The sequence below is a fragment of the Collimonas sp. GW821-FHT02H07 genome, from assembly GCF_059421505.1.
Genome location: NZ_JBWKVC010000005.1, coordinates 55,676 through 73,591, shown reverse-complemented (window position 1 = coordinate 73,591; position 17,916 = coordinate 55,676). Strand labels below are relative to the sequence as shown.

The window sequence follows — 17,916 nt, the reverse complement described above, 5'->3', positions numbered from 1 at the left end:
ATTTGATGTCAATTTACCTATCAGCAGAAATTTCAGCGCACGCCTTCCCGCCATCCAGGCCGTAACGGAGAAGAATGAAGGAAGACAAACAATGGCTGAATCGTTAAAAGCTGAGGCGGCGCAGGCCGCCCCCTATGCTTTTCTATGCCGCCGGCGCGCGCAACATGCTCTTGATGCCGCGCACCGCCTGGCGGATGCGGGCTTCGTTTTCAATCAAGGCAAAACGCACGTATTCGTCGCCGTACTCGCCGAAACCGATGCCGGGCGAGACGCACACCTTGGCTTTTTCCAGCAGCTGCTTGGAAAATTCCAGCGAGCCGAGATGCCGGTAAGCCTCCGGTATGCGAGCCCAGATGTACATCGAGGCCTTCGGAATGTCGACCATCCAGCCGGCTTCATGCAAGCCCTTGGCCAGCACGTCGCGCCGGCTCTGGTACTTGGCGCAGATATCCTTGACGCACTGCTGATCGCCTTCCAGCGCTGCGATCGCCGCCACCTGCACCGGCGTGAAACTGCCATAGTCGTGATAGCTCTTGATGCGCGCCAGCGCCGCCACCAGTTCCTTGTTGCCGACCATGAAGCCGATGCGCCAGCCCGCCATGTTGTAACTCTTCGACAGCGTAAAGAATTCCACCGCGACATCGCGCGCGCCCGGCACCTGCATGATGGAAGGCGCCTGCCAGCCGTCGAACACGATGTCGGCATAGGCCAGGTCATGCACCACCAGAATGTTGTGTTCCTTGGCCAGCTTGACCACGCGCTCGAAAAATTCCAGCTCGACGCATTGCGCGGTCGGATTCGACGGGAAGCCGAGCACCATCATTTTCGGCTTGGGATAGCTTTCCCGTATCGCCCGCTCCAGTTCGGCGAAGAAATCCACGCCCGGACTCATGCGCACCGAACGGATGTCGGCGCCGGCGATCACCGCGCCGTAGATGTGGATCGGATAACTGGGATTCGGCACCAGCACGGTATCGCCGCGGTCCAGCGTCGCCAGCATCAGATGCGCCAGCCCTTCCTTGGAACCGATGGTGACGATCGCTTCGCTATCCGGATCGAATTCGACGTCGTAGCGCTTCTTGTACCAATGGCTGATAGCCCGCCGCAGCCGGGGAATCCCCTTGGACGCGGAATAGCCGTGGGTATCGGGCCGCTGCGACACCTCGATCAGTTTTTCCACGATATGCGGCGGCGTCGCGCCATCGGGATTGCCCATCGACATATCGACAATATCCTCGCCACGCCGCCGCGCCGCCATCTTCAGTTCGGCGGTGATATTGAAAACGTAGGGAGGCAAGCGATCGATGCGCGAAAATCTGCGCGGAGTTGGGGATGCAGACATATTTTTCTCTCACGTAAGCGCCCGGAACCGTCCGAGCGACGTTGGAACGAGGATCCCGTTGTGCGGGTGTTCCAGCGATGATTCTAGTGAACAACGGAAAAGCGCGCAACGAAGAAAATCACACCTGAACACATTCAAGGAAGCCGGCCAATACCCTCTCCGACAAAAAACAAGACTGGCGCTGCTTAGGCTACGTCGCCCCATGGCGATAACGGGACGCTGCGACTGCGAATGTCAACAATGCATTTAAAGCAATTTAAATAGCGTCTGCTGTACCATAAATTCCTTCCATTATTTTGGCTATCGCGGGAGCGAATACATGCATGAGCCAGCAGAGAAATTACCTTATTTCAAACCAAACCTGTTGTGGTGGACATGGGAAAAACAAGAGGGAAGCAAGGGCTGCTACAAAGTGGATCAGGAAGAAATTTTCCTGGCGGCCGACATGCGGCCGCCGCCCCTGCGCGATCAACCACCGCCGGATCCTGTTGCACCGGTGGCAGCCGAGCCCGGGCCATTCAGCGTTCAAAAAATCGGCTATCTGGGAGCGGCACTGGTCAAGCTGGTCGATTTTGTTGAATGGATGGAAGAACCGGCGCTTGTAAAAAAACCGCCTCCGCCGCCGGAGCCCGACGAAAAGACCCTTCCCGTGCCGGCCTTCCCGCGCATCAAGCCTTTCGATATCCAGGAAATTCCCGCCGCCATGGAAAAACTGGGCTGGAAAATTTCCGCGAAACTCATGCGCAAATGGTTTGCCGGCCAGCTGAATTACCCTGTCAATGACGAGGGCGACGAAAAACAAATCAATCAGCTCGGCCAGCCATTTCCGCCATCCATGATCGATACCAGCACGATCAAAATGGACTGGATCCTGTCGTTCCCGCGCGCGCGAAGGAAATTCGAGGAGTTGCAGGGTAACGCTGTGATTCAAAGCTCCGCGGCGCGTAATGAATTGGAAAAAATATTGCGCCGCTGTCTGGCTGCAGGTTGCAAATATAGGCTCAATGCCTGGGAAGAAGTCAACCACGACATACAGGAGTTACATCGGCAATTTCAATTTCAAAATATTGGCGTGGATACTAGTCCGGGAGACAAGGCCATGCTGTTGGTACGAACGAATACCTCGGGAACCGGAGTCCCTGACGATTTGGCGGGCGCGCTCGGCGGTTTTGCGTTGTACGCGGCAATAGAGCGTGCGCAACTCGACTGGGTCACGCCCAAGAAGGTCAAGGTGATAGTGACCCACATCAATCTCTATATGAAAGATGTCTATTCCTTTTATGACCGCTCAGATCAAAAGGCATCTCAGTATCTAGGACATTGGAATCGCAACGGCGTACGTCTGGTACCTGCCGATCTTGCGGTCTCCTTGCTCAACACAAATGATTGGCTCGATTATCCCGTGGCAACTAACTGGCCATGGCAGACCACGAATGTGTATTACCCGATCCACAACAAGAATTTCCTCGACTGGCAGAAAAAATATCAGCAGGGTGGAGACATTCTTCTGTTTTCAGATACCAAAACTATCCAGTTAAAACCTACTATAGCTATGGAACTATCCATATGATGGATACCAAGCCATTTTTTATCACTCTGGCAATCGGGCTCTGCGCACTTTTGTATGCTTTTATAAAAATGCTGCATATCTCAACAAAACAGAACCGCTTACCACGCACAGTGAATTTCATTCGGGTGCTGCTACGACGTATAGCGATGATGTGCTTGCTGCTTACCGGCCTGCACTATGTGTGTTATGGAAAGGAGGATCTTGTCAGAGGACCGTTCATTGTCCTCGGGCTGGCACTGGGTTCGTTGCTGATTTTACAGATGACTTTTGAGACGTTGTTTCTTTCAAAAAGAAATCCGCCTGAAGATATGGCGTTGCCAACCAAGGCTACGTTGCAAAGAGAAATAATTGCGTTGGTGCCGCTAACAATTTTTTTAAGTTATGGCTGGTTGGCTGAAACGCCGTTCATACCAGTATTGCTTCTGCTTTCTGGCCTCTTGCTGTGGAAATATGCACTTGCTTATGTTGTTTGCGCATCGTTGTTTTTTATTTTTTCCACAAAACAGGGGCGCATGCAACGCGCCGTAGAAATATTCAAGGTATCCGTGCGCCGCTTGGCAGCAGCGCTGCTGGTAGTGATTGCGCTGGGTTATGTCTGGGACCTATTTCTGCGTATCGACGTGAAAAACTGCGAAGTAGAAATGTCGGAGCAGGACGGCGGGTTGTATATAGCCGAGCTATGTTATGTTAACTCGTACGCGAAGCGATTGCGCCTCTATTCGAGCCGCGACGGCACCCTGCTGGCAGAGCGCACATTTTCGACTTATCGGGACTCAACCCTGACTTGGTGGGACGGACGGCTTAATTATGATTCAAATGGTAATGCAGCCTTTATTTCCCTCCCCCCAAGCTGGATGGACAGAATGCGCGCCAAACTGCCATGACGGGGCCGACGTCAATGTTGAATCTGCAGCTCTCTTGACCGCTCTGGAAGTCAGGTTCTCTGCGCTTTTGTATGCTTTATAAAAATGCCGCACGCTTCCAAAAAACAGAACCGCCTGCCACGCGCCATCAATTTGATCTGAGTACTGCTGCAGCGCATCGCGATGATGTGCTTGCTGTTCACCCTTTTCTTGCGCCTGGCGAGGGGGTGAACAAGAAAAGGAGACTGGCTGCGGGCCACCTCCGGCAAGCTTCCACGGGGTAGCACTTGTTTTAGCAACGCACTAACCGTTCTTAGCATGCCAAGACATGTACTCCGTAAAACGTCAAATGGGGGCAGTGCTAAGGTTTTACCTTTACTTGCTGGCGGCTTTTAGCTTGATGTTGCAATTCTCTTTCAGGAATTTCATCGCGCGCGTAAGTTTGAGATCGTCGTCGAGCAGGTATTGCTCCGCCTCGGGCAGGAACTCGTCCTCCCACAAAGACAGCAGGTTATCCTTGATCTCGAACGGCGCCGCATCCCGGATGAACGCCAACACCGCTTCACTCTCGAAGCCATGCTCGCGCACTCGCCGAATCATGCTGCGCGCCTCGGTCTCCGACACCGCAGTCTTCGGCTTGATGCCCGCCGCAATGCACATGAACACCGTCAACCGCGAATAAGGATCTTCCTTGCCCTTGGTCACCTTGCTCCACTCCTTCGACACCAGCGCATCAAACCCGTCCACATCCTCCAGCCCGCCCTCAAGCACGAAGTAACGCAACTCGATCAGATTCAACAAGGAATCAAGCCCCACCCCGGCATCCGCCAGCGCATCCTGCTTCTCGATCTCACGCCGAACACGACCGGCAATATCGCGATGCTCCGCCGGCACATCATCCAGCAACTGCCGAGGAATTTTCAGCTTGCTGCCGACAACGCCCTCATCGCGCACCGTCGCCACCAGCTTGGCAAACCCCAGCCGCCCAGGAAACTCCTCGGCGCCGCCAAGCCGCACCAGCAAGGCCGTACGAATCACCGTCTCCGCCCCGGCAAACTCCAGCGCAGCGCGCTCCACGCCCATGTCATCGGCAAACCACAAAGCCGCCGCCAACACCGCCGCGGCCTCCTCGCGCGACTTCAATTCCTTGCGATAAGCATTCAGGGAAAACGGCTTGGCCAGCGTCCGCTCGTCCTGGAATTCCTTGAGCCCCTGGCCCTTGCCATCGCCGAAAATGGTGGAATCCGGCAGCGCATGCAAAGCCTTCAGCATCTCGTTGCCACCGCGCGAATGCGACAGGAAAGTGTTGTCGCGCAAGGATTCCGCGGCTTTCCGCAGATCGCCGCTGAACGTTTGTTCCAGATACAGGCTGATCAGGTTGACGATACGCTGCCGCGCATTTTCCAGATCGGTATGCAGATGGCTGGTGCCGAAAAAGGCGGCCACTTGCACCGTGCCCTTGGCGGCGTCTTCTATCATGGCGCGGCATTTTTCCTGATCCAGGATGCCGCTCTTGAGGCCAAAGCCAAGCGCCTTTTCAAAGAAAGGGCGCTTGTCGATGAGATCGATATTCCGGTGCTTGTCGGACATGGGATGCGTCAGTTCAGGAACGGTGGAAACAGAAACAGCCGACGCTCAGAGCGCCGACTCTTCGCCGGCATCGGCGATGGCCGCCGGCGTTGTGGCGGCGGTGGGACGCTCACGCCGCAGCTGAGGTTCTTGCCGCTCTTGCTCCTGCTGCGCCTGCTGCTCCAGCAATTCCTGCTCGGCTTCGCGCTTCAGGCGTTCCTTCATGCGCTTCTTCAGCACCGGCCAGATCTGCTCGAACATGTCGGCATGCTCATGCTTGAGCAGCCAGGTCAGTTCCTTCCAGTCGCGGTCGCTGATTTCCGCCTTGTCGACTTCATCGCCTTCTTCCATGCGGTTGACGTTGAAGGTGTCGTAGGTGACGAAATGCACGACTTCTTCGTCGCGATCCGACAAGTAATCGATCAGCGCTTCGCAGCCGCCGTCGACATCGCCGATGGCTTCGATGAATTCGCCGGTCTGGCTATCGTCGCGGAACAGCACCGCGTTGATCATGCCGCGCAGGCGCACATGGCTATGATCGCCGTACAGACGTTCCATGACCACCGCGCGCGCGAACTGCTCCGGCGTCACCACCAGATTGACCACCGATTCTTTCGAAGTATCGTATTCGCGAATCACCGCCAGCAGATCTTTCGGCGGCAGCGTCTCGAGCGCGGCGACCAGGGCGTAATCGCCCTCGGTCTCGGCCAGGCTGACCAAAGCGAATTCGGCCCCGGCGATATCGCCGTTGCGGATCAGGTTTGCTGCTTTTACTACGAGCGCGTTTGTCATGGAATCACAGTGTCAAAATGTTTACATCAGCCCAGCCGTTCGAAGCCCTGCTCCGCCAGCCAGTCGGCGCCTTCGATTTCCAGGTCGCGGCCGTCTTCTTCGTCTTCCTCGACGCCTTCCACCGCATCGTCCGATTCGCCGTGGGCCGAGTGGCCGTAGACGCCCTGGTAGCTGCCGTTGCTCTTCTCATGCAGGTATTCGAGGCAGACGGTGGTGATCAGGAAGCGCTCGCCGCCCGGTTCCTGCAAGGCGATGTCGGCCAGCTTTTGCGCCCACGACTCGAACTGCACAGCGTCGGCAACCTCGTTCCAGGCAGGAAAGTCATCCGGCTCTTCGCCCAGCAGCATGGTCAGCTGCTGCGGATTGGTGAAATCGACGCCGCCGTGAAACGCTACGGCCACCATTTCAGGATCGGTTTCTATCATCGGCATCATCAGCGCAAACTGCGCGCGCTTGCTCTTCAGGCGCGATGTCAGGATATCGTTGCCTTCGGAATCGCTTTGCAAGTCTTCCAGTTCAGCCTGGTAAGCCTTGGTCAAGTCTTCGAAAAAAGCGGAAAGCATCATTGCATAACCTTGTTCATATAAGTGGTCCAGATTTGTCGAGCGCTCTCAAGCGGATTTTCCAGCAGGCTGCGGCGCCGGTTTTCATCGTATTCCTGGCGTTTCACCGCATCCGACAACAGATCGTAGGCTTCCTGCACGTCGCGGAAGCGGGCCGGCGCATCGGGCGCGCTATTCCTGTCGGGGTGAAACTCTGAGGCTTTCTTGCGATAGGCGTTTTTCAGCGCGCCGCTCGTTGCATCACTGTCTAAGCCGAGAACGGCGTAATAATCCTTCATGCGTCCTCACACGTTGTCGTGGCGGTCAGGCCGACCGGTAGACCGTTATCTTGTTACTGATGGAATACTTGCAGGGTAAGCATTTGTTGCCGAGAGAAAACAAACACTTAGGGAGAGACTGCGGAGGATACACGAGCGCAGGCCGGAAGTCGATGCCGTGCGTAGCCGGAAAACCACGGTTTTCAGTGCCCCCCATAGGCAAGCTGCTGCGCCACGAAGCCATCGAAAGCCGTCAGCAGGGGCAGATAGCGCTCCTCATCATGCTCCAGTTGCATCAAGGCGTGGCAAGTCGCCTCCAGCGTGGACAACTGCCCCGGCCGCTGGGCCTTGCGGATCAGGTAGCGCGATGCCGGCATCGAAGTCGGCATATTCTGCAGCGCCAGCCGTGGCAGCTGTTGCAGCAGCGGGTTGAGATACAGCATTTTCCGGCTCTTGCGCCAGGTGCCGTCGAGCACCACCAGCAGCAATTTTTCCGCTTCAGGCAACAACGCCGGATCCAGCGGCGGCGGCGTGGCCAGCTGCAAGCTCTGGTCTTCAGGCGTGTCCGGATACAGCAGGACGGTGCGGCCGCCGGGAGGCGCTTGCAGCAGCGCCTGCAACACCGGCTCCGCAAAGACTTCGCCGACCTCCAGCCGGCTGCCGGGCAAACTCAGCTGGAGCAGGGCGGCGCTGCCCTTGGCCTGATGGACTTCCAGCGGATGCTGCAGGATCAGCACTTGCACCGCGTGCGCGGTCGGCCTGATCCAGCCGCAGATGCATGTGCGCTGCGGCCGCATGCAGCGAGGGCAGGTGAGACGTTTGACGGGGTCCGGCTGGGTCATGACGTAAAGGAATCGATGGCAGACCCAATTTTAACCACCGTTGGCAGCCGCGTGAGCGCCATGCGCTCGGATGGCGATGACCCAGACCGACTGGTAGTTGCCGGTCATGTCGAACAGCAGACCGCCCAGCCAGACCCCGAGAAAGCTGCCCAGCTGATGGCTCAGGAAGACAAAGCCGTACAGGGTGGAAATGTATTGGTAACCGAAGATCTGCCCCGCCACGCCATTCGACAGCGGCACCGTGCCCAGCCATGCCAGGTGGCGCGCGGCTTGGCAGTCATAAGGTTTCCGCAGTGGGGGTTGAGATGCGGCACAAACGCTGCCGTCCGGGTAATGCCGTTCAGTTAAGCACCGTCAAGCTCGACTTTTGAGATTTATATGGTTGCAAAACCATGAAAAGCGCCGCTCCGAATTGCTTCGCAGCGGCGTTTTTTGTCTTAACTGAACGGCATTACTGCCGTCCGGGAGTCATTTTAGACGCGGCGCAGAGGCAGGATAAGATAGCGCCGGATCACATCTGCGGTGAGGAAAATTCAACAATAGCGATGATTACTGGCTGCGCCGCTTGAGGAAATCAATCAACCGCTTGACCCGCGGCGGCGTCATCCGGCCAGGCAGATGCAGCGCATAGACATGATCGCCGTAGCCGGCATCGACCTGCCACTCGGGCAGCAAGCGCAGCAGGCGCCCGGCCTGCACGTCCTGCTTGGCGTAATAGTCAGGCAGAACCGCCATGCCGAGCGAGCGCAGCAGCGCATCGCGCACTACCTGCAATTCATTCGACACCAGCACAGGGGAACGCATCGCCAGCAGCTTCTGCTTGCCGCGCGTGAGGACGATGTCGTGCAGCTGGCTGGCCCGGGCGAAACCGGCCACCGGTATCGCCGAAATATCGGGCACTGCCAGTTCGCCGGCAAAGCGGGCCGCCAGTTCCGGGCTGGCGCACAGCCACCAGGAAATCCCGAACAGCTTCTTCGCCACCACATTCTCCGGCGGCTGCGAGGTGACGCGGATCGCCAGATCGAACGGATCGCGGGTGATGTCGACGGCAAATTCGTTCAGCCGCAAATCGACGCTGACCAGCGGATTGGCCTCCATGTAGGCCAGGATCAGCGGCCGCAGCCAGACCGTGCCGAGGCCGGACGGCGCCGAGATGCGCAGCAGGCCGGCGCTGTCCTGGTTGAGGCCGTTGGCCAGCAGGTTGGCCTCGCCCAGGGTGTCGGCTATCCGGCCGGCATAAGCCGCCAGGCGGTAGCCGGCGTCGGTCAGGCTGACGCTGCGGGTGGTGCGGATCAGCAGCTGGCAGCCAAGCCGCGCTTCGATCGCCTTGATGCGGTGGCTGAGCGCGGAACGCGACAGCCCCAGCGCCTCGGCGGCCTTGGTCAAGCTGCCGCCGCTGGCGACGTGATGGAAGATGATCAGCGAATTGGCGTCGAGATTAGTCATATTGGTGAGTCATGCTCAACAAAGAGATGATGGCAGCATACCTTATGCCTGCACCTTTTGCTCCCTACAATCGATGGCATACAGAGCAGCAATTCGAGGACAAATGCAGATCGAATCTCCCACCCGGATCGCCGCCACCGATGGCTATCCATTGGCCGCCACCTTGTACTACTCCGACCGGCTGCAGCTGCCGCAAAGAGTAGCGATCATCAATTGCGCCACCGGCGTCAAGGCCAGCTACTATGCGCGCTACGCCCGCTTCCTGGCAGCTCATGGCTATCTCGCCGTCACCTATGACTACCGCGGCATCGGCGCCTCGCGGCCGCTCTCGCTGCGCCGCCTGAAGGCCAGCAAGTTCGACTGGGGCAGCAAGGATTTCGAAGGCATCCTGCAATGGGTGATCAAGAATTTTCCCGATGCCGGCATCGCCGTGGTCGGCCATAGCATAGGCGGCGTGCTGCCCGGCTTCAGCGCTTCCGGCGGCCGCATCGACCGCATGCTGACGGTGGCCGCGCAGTTCGCCTACTGGCAGGACTACGCCGCCCGCGCGCGCTATCGCATGCTGCTGAAGTGGCACGTGCTGATGCCGCTGGCGACCGCGCTGGCCGGCTACTTTCCGGGGCGGCGGCTGGGCTGGCTGGAAGACTTGCCGGCCGGCGTCGCGTATGAATGGGCGTTCCGCCGCGCCCGACTGCAACCGGATGGCGCAGGCCGCCTGTTCCCGCAGCTGCGTTGTCCGCTGCTGGCCTACAGCATCAGCGACGACGATTTCGGCACGCCGGCCGCGGTGCTGCGGCTGCTGCGCTACTACCGCGGCAGCGAGCGCACCCATGTGGTGGTCCGGCCGCAAGAGCTGGCGCTGGCCGAAATCGGCCATTTCGCATTTTTCCACGATCGCTTCAGCGGCAATCTGTGGCTGGAATCGCTGGCCTGGCTGGATAGCGGTACGGTGGCGCGTCAGGTTGCCGACTTCTTGCCGGCGGAACCTGCCGCCTGCCGCGCACCTGAGGTTTCTAAGGTTTCGGTTTTGCCGCTTTAGCGCGCGCCGCGGATTTCCTCTGCGGTTCTGCCGCCATCGGGGTAATGACCGGCGCCGCCGGCGCAATGTTTTTCTGCAAGGCGCACGCTTCGTCATGCAGCCAGCTGCGCAAGGCTTGCAGCGGCGCCCAGTCGCGCAGGGCGGGCGGATACACCAGGAAGTAGGAAGCGTAGTCGACATCCGGTTCCAGCCGCTGTTCCGACAGCTGCACCAGCAGGCCGTCGCGCAAGGCGTCGGCCACCATGAACTCGCGTCCCAGCGCAATCCCCAGCCCTTGCTCGGCAGCTTGCAGCATCAGGCCGGCATCGCTGAAAGTGGCCACCGGATTGCTGCGCAGCTTGAGTCCGGCTTCGCTGAACCAGCGGTCCCAGGACTCGGCGCTGCCGAGCAGCGGTTCGTGCGCCAGGGCGGCGACGCTGCCGCCTTGCAAGCGGCGCGCGGTGGCGGGCGAAGCCACCACCACCAGCGGACTGTCGATCAGGCGCTCATCGCTCAAGCCCGGCCAGCCGCCCTTGCCTTGCCTCAGCGCGACGTGGAAACCATCGCGCTGCAAGTCCATCAGCTGCTGCGAGGAATGCAGTTCCAGCGCGATGTCGGGATGGCGCTCGCGCCAGCGGTGCATGCGCGGCAGCAGCCAGCGCTGCAGAAAAGAGGGCATGACGGTCAGCCGCAAGCGTTGCGAGGTGCCGACGGCAGTGGCGGCGGCGGCCAGCACGCCGGTGTCCAGTTGCGCCAGCGCAGACTCGACGCTGCACAGCAAAGTCTGGCCCGCTTCGTTGAGCACGATGCGGCGGCCGCGGCGCTCGAACAGGGGGAAACCCAGCTGCTGCTCCAGCACGCCGATCTGCTGGCTGACGGCGCTATGGGTAAGGTGCATTTCGACCGCGGTGGCGCGCAGGTTCTGCGAACGGGCGGCGCTGCGGAAGACTGGCAAGGTGTGTAGTGGAAGTCGGCTCATGTTGGTAAGCATAGCTGACCAAGATGGTTAAAACAAGTCGTTTCCCAAGGGGAGTTTGGTTCGATATGCTTACCAATACCGAAGTTGCTTTAAGAAATTATTGTAAAACTCCCGTCAACCCACCTGTGAGTCCGCCATGAACAGCACATCGACATCTTGCCAAACTGTTACAGCATTAACTGGTTCGTCCCTCGTCGCATCGGCGCGCTCGCAAGGTGCCGCCGACGGCGTCCTGCAAACCCTGCGGCTGGCCATCGGCCGCTTGCAGCAACGGCTGGAGGCCCAGCCCGCCAAGCCGCTGATCACCCTGCAAGACCTGAGCGATCATGTCCTGCGCGATATCGGTTACCTGGATGGGGCGCAGCCGCGCCAGGACAGCCGCCGGGCGCGCGAGTACTAGGATTTGGGAGTGCGAACGCGCGGCAGGCGTTACAGGCCCCAATCTTGCGCGTGATCGATGAAGCCGCGCGCTCCCTGCATGCCGCCGGTATGCACGGCGAGCACGCGTTCATCCTCGCGGAATGCATGCGCTTGCTGCAACTGCCGGAGCGCGTGGAATAATTTTCCGGTGTAGACCGGCTCGACCGGCAAACCCAGTTCTTGCGAAAAATCGCGGCAGAACTGGCGCAATTCCGGCGGCGCCTTGCCATAGCCGCCGTGATGGGCGTCGGTGAGCAACTGGTAGTTCTGGTAATCGGGATAGCCGGCCTGCTGCAACAGACGCGCAACTTCCTGGCGCAGATAAGTAGCATCTTTCAAGACGGCGACGCCGATCACCCGGCCGCGGCCGCGCAAGCCCGCCAGGATCCCGGCCAGGGTGGCGCCGGTGCCGCAGGCGGCCATGATCACTTCAGGAATGAACTGCAGCTGCTGCGCGATTTCGTCCACCAGCTCCGCCACGCCGCGCAATGCCGCCGGCGCGCTGCCCCCCTCAGGAAGCCAGATGTGGCTGTCATCGGCCGGCGCGACATGGCGGCGCCAGGCTTGCCCGTCTTCGCGCAGCTGGCGATAGTCCATGCGCGACACGCAGCGGATCTGCATGCCCAGGCGGCGGCAATCGTCCAGCGTCGCGCTGCTCATCTCGGCGGCGCCGCGCACCAGTCCTATGCTTGGCCAGCCGCCGAGGGCGGCGGCATGCGCCAATGCATGCAAATGATTCGACCACGGGCCGCCCATGGTGACCAGGGTCGGATGCTGGCCCTGCAGCGCCAGCAGGGGATATTTGAGCTTGCGGAATTTATTGCCGGAGACCTCGGCATGCAGCAGATCGTCGCGCTTGACCCAGATATCGCGGCCGAGGAAAGCCGTGCTGTCGATCAGTTGGCAGGGCGAAGGCGAGGACAAACCGGGGAACAGCACAGCAGCTCAGAGCGGCTCGATGGCGCGCGCAATTTCAGCGATCAGTTCATACGAATGCAGGCGCGCCTTGTGCTCGAAGACGTCGGACACAATCATCAGTTCATCGGCGCCGGTGAGCAGCAGGAAGCGCTCGATGCCCGCGCGCACGGTCTCGGGCGAGCCGATGATCGAATGCGCCAGCATGTGCGAAGCCTGGGCCTTTTCCAGCGGCGACCAGTAGCTTTCGATATCGTCGATAGGCGGCTTGCTGAGGCCGCGCACGCCACGGTGCATGTCGGTGAAGGACATCTGCTGGGTGGTGGCCAGGCGCCGTGCCTCGGCATCGCTGTCGGCGGCGATGATGTTGACGCCGACCATGGCATACGGCCTGGCTTGCTGGCGCGACGGCTTGAACTGCGCGCGGTACATCTGCAGCGCCATCTCCAGCGAATCGGGGGCGAAATGCGAAGCGAAGGCATAAGGCAGGCCAAGCTCCGCCGCCAGCCGGGCGCCAAAGGTGCTCGATCCCAGTATCCACAGCGGCACGTTGGTGCCATGGCCCGGCACCGCGACGATGCGCTGGCCGGTTTCGGCCGGCGCCAGGAAGGCTTGCAGCTCCAGCACGTCTTGCGGAAACGATTCGGCGCTGGCCGGGTCGCGCCGCAACGCACGCGTGGTGGCCTGGTCGGAGCCGGGCGCGCGTCCCAGGCCCAGATCGATACGTCCGGGGAACAGCGAGGCCAGCGTGCCGAACTGTTCGGCGATCACCAGCGGCGAGTGGTTCGGCAGCATGACGCCGCCGGCGCCGACCCGGATCGTGCTGGTGCCGGCGGCCACGTGGCCGATGGCGACCGCGGTGGCGGCGCTGGCGATGCCGCGCATGTTGTGATGTTCTGCCATCCAGAAACGGCGGTAGTTCCAGCCCTCGGCATGCAAGGCCAGATCGCGCGCATGATCGAGCGCGGCGCGGGCATCGCTGCCCTCTCTGATGCGGACCAGGTCCAGAATTGAAATTGGTATCACGGCGACTTCCTTGTTCAGCTATCGGTGCGGTTTTCGAGTATAGCCGCAGTGCTTCAGGCCTGCTGGCGGCGCGCTGTTTTGATGGCGCCGCGCCCGATGCGGCCGATTTGCGGGACCATGGCGATCCACTTGGAGTAAACTTGCTGGTCTAATAGCGGCATTCCTGCCCAGGCAGAGATTCCGATTCAACCTTGATAACCGACGCTCCATGAAAATTCTCTATCTGGACTACAACGGCGTGCTGCACGACGCCAAGGTAATCCGCAACCGCAAGCGCGGCCTCTATATCGCCACTCCCGACCGTGCATTCTTTGAGTGGATGCCGATCCTGGAAGAATTGCTGGCGCCTTATCCCGAGATCAAGATCGTCCTCTCCACCAGCTGGATCCGGGCGCTGGGATTCGACGACACCCGGCAGGAACTGACGGAAAGCCTGCGCGAGCGCGTGATCGGCTCCACCTTCCATCACCCCAAGCTGACGCCGGCGGAATTCGACACCATGCCGCGCGGCATGCAGGTCTGGCGCGATGTCGAACGGCGCAAGCCGACCAGCTGGCTGGCGCTGGACGACGATGCCTTCGGCTGGCCGGCGGCCTGCCGCGACCATCTGCTGGAAACCAAGGGCAACCTGGGTCTCAGCTATCCGGCCACACAGGACGCATTGAAGAAAATGCTGGCAGCGCTGTAATCCGGGGAAACCAGACAGGTAGTATAGGAGCCGCAGATGCGCCGCAATCTACACATGTTGATCATCGATCCGCAAAACGATTTTTGCGATCTTCCTTCGGGCTACCTGCCGGACAGCCAGGCCGTACCTGCGCTGCCGGTGCCGGGCGCCCACGCCGACATGCTGCGCGTGGCCGGCCTGATCGAGCACGGCGGCGCCGGCCTCAGCGCCATCAGCATCACGCTCGACTCGCATCACCGGCTCGATATCGCCCATCCCGGCTTCTGGATGACAGCCGGCGGCGGCGAAGTTGCACCGTTCACCCAGATTGCGGCGGCAGAGGTACGCGACGGCAGCTACCTGCCGCGCCTGGCCAGCGCTTTGCCGCGGGTCTTGCACTATCTGGATCAGCTGGAAGCAGCAGGGCGCTACCGGCTGATGATCTGGCCGGTCCATTGCGAGATCGGCTCATGGGGGCACAACGTCCATGCCGATGTGCGGCGCGCCTACAACCGCTGGGAAGAACGCACCCTGCGCAGCGTCGCCAAGATCAGCAAGGGCAGCAATCCGTGGACCGAGCACTATTCCGCCGTGCAGGCCGAAGTGCCGGATCCGGACGATCCGCTGACACAATCCAACCAGGCCTTCCTCGCCAGCCTGGCCGCGGCAGAGCGCATCTATATCACCGGCGAAGCCGGCAGCCATTGCGTGAAAGCCACCACCGAACACATCGCCGATCATTTCGGTCCGCAGCATATGGCGAAACTGGTGCTGGTGAGCGATTGCATGAGTCCGGTGAGCGGCTTCGAACAGCAGTACCGGGAATTTGTCGCGGCCATGACGGCGCGCGGGGCGCGCAACGCGCAGGCCGCCGAGGTGCTGGCGGAGCTGTTGCAAAACGCGAACAGCTGAACAGCTGACGCGCCAGCGGTTGATCATCGACGTCCGACAGCGTGCAGGAACTCGGTGCGGGCCTGGGCATTGCGTTCGAACTCGCCGGCGTAGCATTGGGTCACAACGCGTTCGTCGCCGCGCCGGTTTTCACCCATCAGCAAGCAGAGCTGCTCGGCTTCGATCAGGCAAGCGGCGCCTTGCGCTGCGCCGTGCGTGACCAGCAGGTTGGCGATGTCGTTCGTCATCCATTCCTGATAGGTGTAGCGATGGCCGATGGCGTCGATCATGCGCGCGATCCGGCCGAAACCGTGCAAGCGCCCGCCCGGCAGATAGGCGACATGCGCCACGCCGCGGAACGGCAGCAAATGGTGCGGGCATACGCCATGCACTGCGATATTGCGGATCACCACCATGTCGCGGCGCGCATCTTCAAAACCGGCGCCCAGCGCTTCCGCCGGATCGATATCGTAGCCGTCCAGCAGGCGTCTTTGCCAAAGTTCTCCCACCCGCTGCGCAGTCCTGCCGGTATGCACCGGATCGATTTCGATGCCGCTGGCCTCCAGCATGGCGGCCACCGCCTGCTCGAACGCCGCCGCATCGAACGGACGTACGCGGCGGATGCCGACCTGCCCGCGCTCAGGTGAAAAATGATGATCGCAATGGTCTGCCGTGGACATGCTGCTTCCTTCCCTGGTTGAATGCGTGGAATTCCAGGCACGTATTTGATAGACAAATTTACTTGCAATTTAGTTCATGAAAATGATGGCGCCCGAAGCGCCGCGCGGCAACGGCGGCTGTGGAGGTCGTCAGGATTTTTCTATCCATGAAAAATGAAGGGACGAAAAAAAACCCCTCGAATCGCTTCAAGGGGCTGGCACTCAGTCGCACTGAATGACGATTGTTACCTTATTTCTTCTTCTTGTTCACAGCATCTTTGAATGCTTTACCAGCTGTGAATTTCACAGTCTTGGCTGCAGCGATCTTGATTGCTTCGCCGGTACGTGGGTTGCGACCGACGCGAGCGGCACGCTTACCGGAAGAGAACGAACCAAATCCAATCAATTGAACAGTACTGCCTTTAGTAACAGCCTTGATCACATTGTCCACGACGGACTCCAACGCGCGCTGTGCAGCGGCCTTCGAGATTTCGCAGTCGGTAGCAATGGCGTCGATCAATTCGGTTTTGTTCATTTCGTTAAATCCTCAAAAAAAGTGGTGAGTTGCAAATTCTAGCACCGTATTTGCTTGGAATCGGCGATGTAGACTACCGCAATCGCGGGTTTCAGACAAATTGCTTTTAAAATTCCGCGTGCAGCGATGCATATCTGTAGCAAAAAAACCCGCTTTTACGATAAAAAAAGAGAGTCCTCATGCTGAAAATTCTGGGAAAAGCGTCGTCCATCAACGTTCGCAAAGTGCTCTGGACCTGCGATGAACTGGGCCTGCCGTTCGAACGGGAAGACTGGGGCAGCGGCTTTCGCGCTACCGATACGCCCGATTACTTGGCGCTGAATCCGAACGCCATGGTGCCGGTCATCCAGGACGGCGATTTCGTGCTGTGGGAGTCCAACGCTATCATCCGCTACCTGGCCACGGCCTACGGCGACGGCCGGCTGCTGCCGGCGGCGCCGCGCGAACGGGCGCTGGCGGAGCAATGGATGGACTGGCAGGCGACCGAACTGAACAATTCCTGGCGCTACGCGTTTGTGGCGCTGGTCCGGAAACATCCCGATTACAACGACGCCGCCGCGCTGGCGGCTTCGCTGACCAGCTGGTCGCGCCACATCGGCATCCTGGAACAGCAGCTGGCGGCCACCGGCGCCTACGTATTGGGCGACAGCTTCACGCTGGCCGACGTGCCGCTCGGCCTGTCGGTCAACCGCTGGCTGACGACGCCCATGCAGCATGCCGCGTATCCGGCCGTAAGCGCCTACTTTGAACGGCTCAGCCAGCGCCCCGGTTTCCTGCGGCACGGCCGCAACGGCCTGCCTTGAAGAGATTGAGGATGCCTACACGGCGTTGATGTCGGCGCTTTCCAGCACCCGGCTGGGGCCGCCCTGGCGCGCCAGCCTGATCATGGCGCGGCCGATCTGCTCGGTGCTGGTGATGTGCTTGGGGAAGAGCCGCTTCGCCAATGGCAGCAGCGGCCCGGCCAGCAAATAGAACAGGCGGTAGGAACGGGTCTTGGACACCACCCCGTGCAGCGGCTGGATCACTCCCGGACGGAACATGAAGGCGGCCTTGATCGGCAGCCGCAACAGGGCGTTTTCGGTGCGTCCCTTGACGCGCGCCCACATGATGCCGCCGCGCTCGCTGGAATCGGTGCCGGCGCCGGATACGTAAGTCAGGGTCATGCGCGGACTGGCTGCCGCGACGGCGCCGGCGGCAGCCAGCATGAGGTCGTAAGTCAGTTCGCTGTAGCGCGCTTCCGTCATGCCGGCCGCCGACACCCCGAGGCAAAAGAAGCAGGCGTCGATATCCTGCAAGGCGTCTGCGCGCTCGGCCAGCCGGCTGATATCGGGCAGCACGATCTGGCTCAGCTTGTCGTGCGCGACGGCCAGCGGCGCGCGGCCGACCACCAGTACCTTATCGACGCCGTCGTCCAGCAGGCACTCGCGCAGCACGCCTTGTCCGACCATGCCGCTGGCGCCAAACAGTATGACTTTCATCGCTTATCCCGATCTTGAGCGCCGCATATCCGGCAAATAACGACACTACGCAGCGTAGTGCCTATTTTTCAAAAAGTAAACTGG

21 protein-coding genes are annotated in these 17,916 nt (G+C 60.3%); 7 read left to right on the top strand and 14 right to left on the bottom strand.

Going from position 1 to position 17,916, the window contains the following annotated elements; all coding sequences use genetic code 11:
* Positions 1 to 142: 142 nt before the first annotated feature.
* Positions 143 to 1,342, bottom strand: a complete 1,200-nt coding sequence (gene alaC / locus AC07V8_RS09975; protein WP_494677961.1) for an alanine transaminase — start codon at positions 1,340 to 1,342, stop codon at positions 143 to 145.
* 319 nt (positions 1,343 to 1,661) lie between these two features.
* Between alaC and AC07V8_RS09970 the strand changes: the two genes are divergently transcribed.
* Positions 1,662 to 2,912 (top strand): DUF6402 family protein, encoded by a 1,251-nt coding sequence (locus tag AC07V8_RS09970; protein ID WP_494677962.1) that lies wholly within the window; start codon positions 1,662 to 1,664, stop codon positions 2,910 to 2,912.
* Positions 2,909 to 3,796, top strand: coding sequence for a hypothetical protein (locus AC07V8_RS09965; protein ID WP_494677963.1), 888 nt, complete (start codon positions 2,909 to 2,911; stop codon positions 3,794 to 3,796). The genes AC07V8_RS09970 and AC07V8_RS09965 overlap by 4 nt, the downstream gene beginning before the upstream one ends.
* A gap of 354 nt (positions 3,797 to 4,150) precedes the next feature.
* On the opposite strand, the gene AC07V8_RS09960 is transcribed toward AC07V8_RS09965, so the two are convergent.
* The 7 genes from AC07V8_RS09960 to AC07V8_RS09930 form a co-directional block, all read right to left on the bottom strand.
* Positions 4,151 to 5,365, bottom strand: coding sequence for a hypothetical protein (locus AC07V8_RS09960; protein WP_494677964.1), 1,215 nt, complete (start codon positions 5,363 to 5,365; stop codon positions 4,151 to 4,153).
* A gap of 45 nt (positions 5,366 to 5,410) precedes the next feature.
* On the bottom strand, positions 5,411 to 6,136 hold the full coding sequence (locus AC07V8_RS09955; protein ID WP_494677965.1) for a hypothetical protein: 726 nt from the start codon (positions 6,134 to 6,136) through the stop codon (positions 5,411 to 5,413).
* A 26-nt stretch (positions 6,137 to 6,162) separates the two neighbouring features.
* The gene (locus AC07V8_RS09950) at positions 6,163 to 6,702 is read right to left on the bottom strand and encodes a hypothetical protein (protein WP_494677966.1); all 540 of its coding nucleotides are present in this window, start codon (positions 6,700 to 6,702) and stop codon (positions 6,163 to 6,165) included.
* A complete protein-coding gene (locus AC07V8_RS09945) occupies positions 6,699 to 6,977 on the bottom strand; it encodes a DnaJ domain-containing protein (protein ID WP_494677967.1) in 279 nt (92 codons plus the stop codon). Before AC07V8_RS09945 ends, AC07V8_RS09950 begins: the two co-directional genes overlap by 4 nt.
* A 182-nt stretch (positions 6,978 to 7,159) precedes the next feature.
* Positions 7,160 to 7,798, bottom strand: a complete 639-nt coding sequence (locus tag AC07V8_RS09940) for a tRNA-uridine aminocarboxypropyltransferase (protein ID WP_494677968.1) — start codon at positions 7,796 to 7,798, stop codon at positions 7,160 to 7,162.
* Positions 7,799 to 7,828: 30 nt separating this feature from the next.
* The gene (locus tag AC07V8_RS09935; protein WP_494677969.1) at positions 7,829 to 8,038 is read right to left on the bottom strand and encodes a hypothetical protein; all 210 of its coding nucleotides are present in this window, start codon (positions 8,036 to 8,038) and stop codon (positions 7,829 to 7,831) included.
* A gap of 309 nt (positions 8,039 to 8,347) precedes the next feature.
* The gene (locus tag AC07V8_RS09930) at positions 8,348 to 9,244 is read right to left on the bottom strand and encodes a LysR family transcriptional regulator (RefSeq protein ID WP_494677970.1); all 897 of its coding nucleotides are present in this window, start codon (positions 9,242 to 9,244) and stop codon (positions 8,348 to 8,350) included.
* 103 nt (positions 9,245 to 9,347) lie between these two features.
* Between AC07V8_RS09930 and AC07V8_RS09925 the strand changes: the two genes are divergently transcribed.
* Positions 9,348 to 10,283 (top strand): alpha/beta hydrolase family protein, encoded by a 936-nt coding sequence (locus tag AC07V8_RS09925; protein WP_494677971.1) that lies wholly within the window; start codon positions 9,348 to 9,350, stop codon positions 10,281 to 10,283.
* Here the strand turns inward: AC07V8_RS09925 and AC07V8_RS09920 are convergent.
* Positions 10,258 to 11,253 carry a LysR substrate-binding domain-containing protein gene (locus tag AC07V8_RS09920; protein WP_494677972.1) on the bottom strand — a complete coding sequence of 332 codons (996 nt, stop codon included), beginning with the start codon at positions 11,251 to 11,253 and terminating at the stop codon, positions 10,258 to 10,260. The genes AC07V8_RS09925 and AC07V8_RS09920 overlap by 26 nt on opposite strands.
* Before the next feature lie 124 nt (positions 11,254 to 11,377).
* Here AC07V8_RS09920 and AC07V8_RS09915 point away from each other — a divergent pair, with 124 nt between their 5' ends.
* Positions 11,378 to 11,641: a hypothetical protein gene (locus AC07V8_RS09915; RefSeq protein ID WP_494677973.1), complete on the top strand. Its 264-nt coding sequence runs from the start codon at positions 11,378 to 11,380 to the stop codon at positions 11,639 to 11,641.
* Positions 11,642 to 11,670: 29 nt separating this feature from the next.
* On the opposite strand, the gene AC07V8_RS09910 is transcribed toward AC07V8_RS09915, so the two are convergent.
* Both AC07V8_RS09910 and AC07V8_RS09905 read right to left on the bottom strand, forming a co-directional pair.
* Positions 11,671 to 12,600: a 1-aminocyclopropane-1-carboxylate deaminase/D-cysteine desulfhydrase gene (locus tag AC07V8_RS09910; protein ID WP_494677974.1), complete on the bottom strand. Its 930-nt coding sequence runs from the start codon at positions 12,598 to 12,600 to the stop codon at positions 11,671 to 11,673.
* Between the two features lie 6 nt (positions 12,601 to 12,606).
* Positions 12,607 to 13,602, bottom strand: a complete 996-nt coding sequence (locus AC07V8_RS09905) for an LLM class flavin-dependent oxidoreductase (RefSeq protein ID WP_494677975.1) — start codon at positions 13,600 to 13,602, stop codon at positions 12,607 to 12,609.
* A 208-nt stretch (positions 13,603 to 13,810) separates the two neighbouring features.
* On the opposite strand from AC07V8_RS09905, the gene AC07V8_RS09900 reads away from it, so the two are divergent.
* Both AC07V8_RS09900 and AC07V8_RS09895 read left to right on the top strand, forming a co-directional pair.
* Positions 13,811 to 14,290, top strand: coding sequence for an HAD domain-containing protein (locus tag AC07V8_RS09900; RefSeq protein WP_494677976.1), 480 nt, complete (start codon positions 13,811 to 13,813; stop codon positions 14,288 to 14,290).
* 36 nt (positions 14,291 to 14,326) lie between these two features.
* A complete protein-coding gene (locus AC07V8_RS09895; protein ID WP_494677977.1) occupies positions 14,327 to 15,181 on the top strand; it encodes a cysteine hydrolase family protein in 855 nt (284 codons plus the stop codon).
* A 23-nt stretch (positions 15,182 to 15,204) separates the two neighbouring features.
* Here AC07V8_RS09895 and folE read toward each other — a convergent pair whose 3' ends face one another.
* Together folE and AC07V8_RS09885 are read right to left on the bottom strand one after the other, a co-directional pair.
* Positions 15,205 to 15,840: a GTP cyclohydrolase I FolE gene (gene folE, locus AC07V8_RS09890; protein ID WP_494677978.1), complete on the bottom strand. Its 636-nt coding sequence runs from the start codon at positions 15,838 to 15,840 to the stop codon at positions 15,205 to 15,207.
* 229 nt (positions 15,841 to 16,069) lie between these two features.
* Positions 16,070 to 16,354, bottom strand: coding sequence for an HU family DNA-binding protein (locus AC07V8_RS09885; RefSeq protein WP_061935477.1), 285 nt, complete (start codon positions 16,352 to 16,354; stop codon positions 16,070 to 16,072).
* Positions 16,355 to 16,533: 179 nt separating this feature from the next.
* Between AC07V8_RS09885 and AC07V8_RS09880 the strand changes: the two genes are divergently transcribed.
* Entirely contained in the window at positions 16,534 to 17,157 is a 624-nt protein-coding gene (locus tag AC07V8_RS09880) for a glutathione S-transferase family protein (RefSeq protein WP_494677979.1), read from the top strand.
* A gap of 15 nt (positions 17,158 to 17,172) precedes the next feature.
* Here the strand turns inward: AC07V8_RS09880 and AC07V8_RS09875 are convergent, their stop codons facing one another.
* On the bottom strand, positions 17,173 to 17,832 hold the full coding sequence (locus AC07V8_RS09875) for a Rossmann-fold NAD(P)-binding domain-containing protein (protein WP_494677980.1): 660 nt from the start codon (positions 17,830 to 17,832) through the stop codon (positions 17,173 to 17,175).
* Positions 17,833 to 17,916 lie beyond the last annotated feature (84 nt).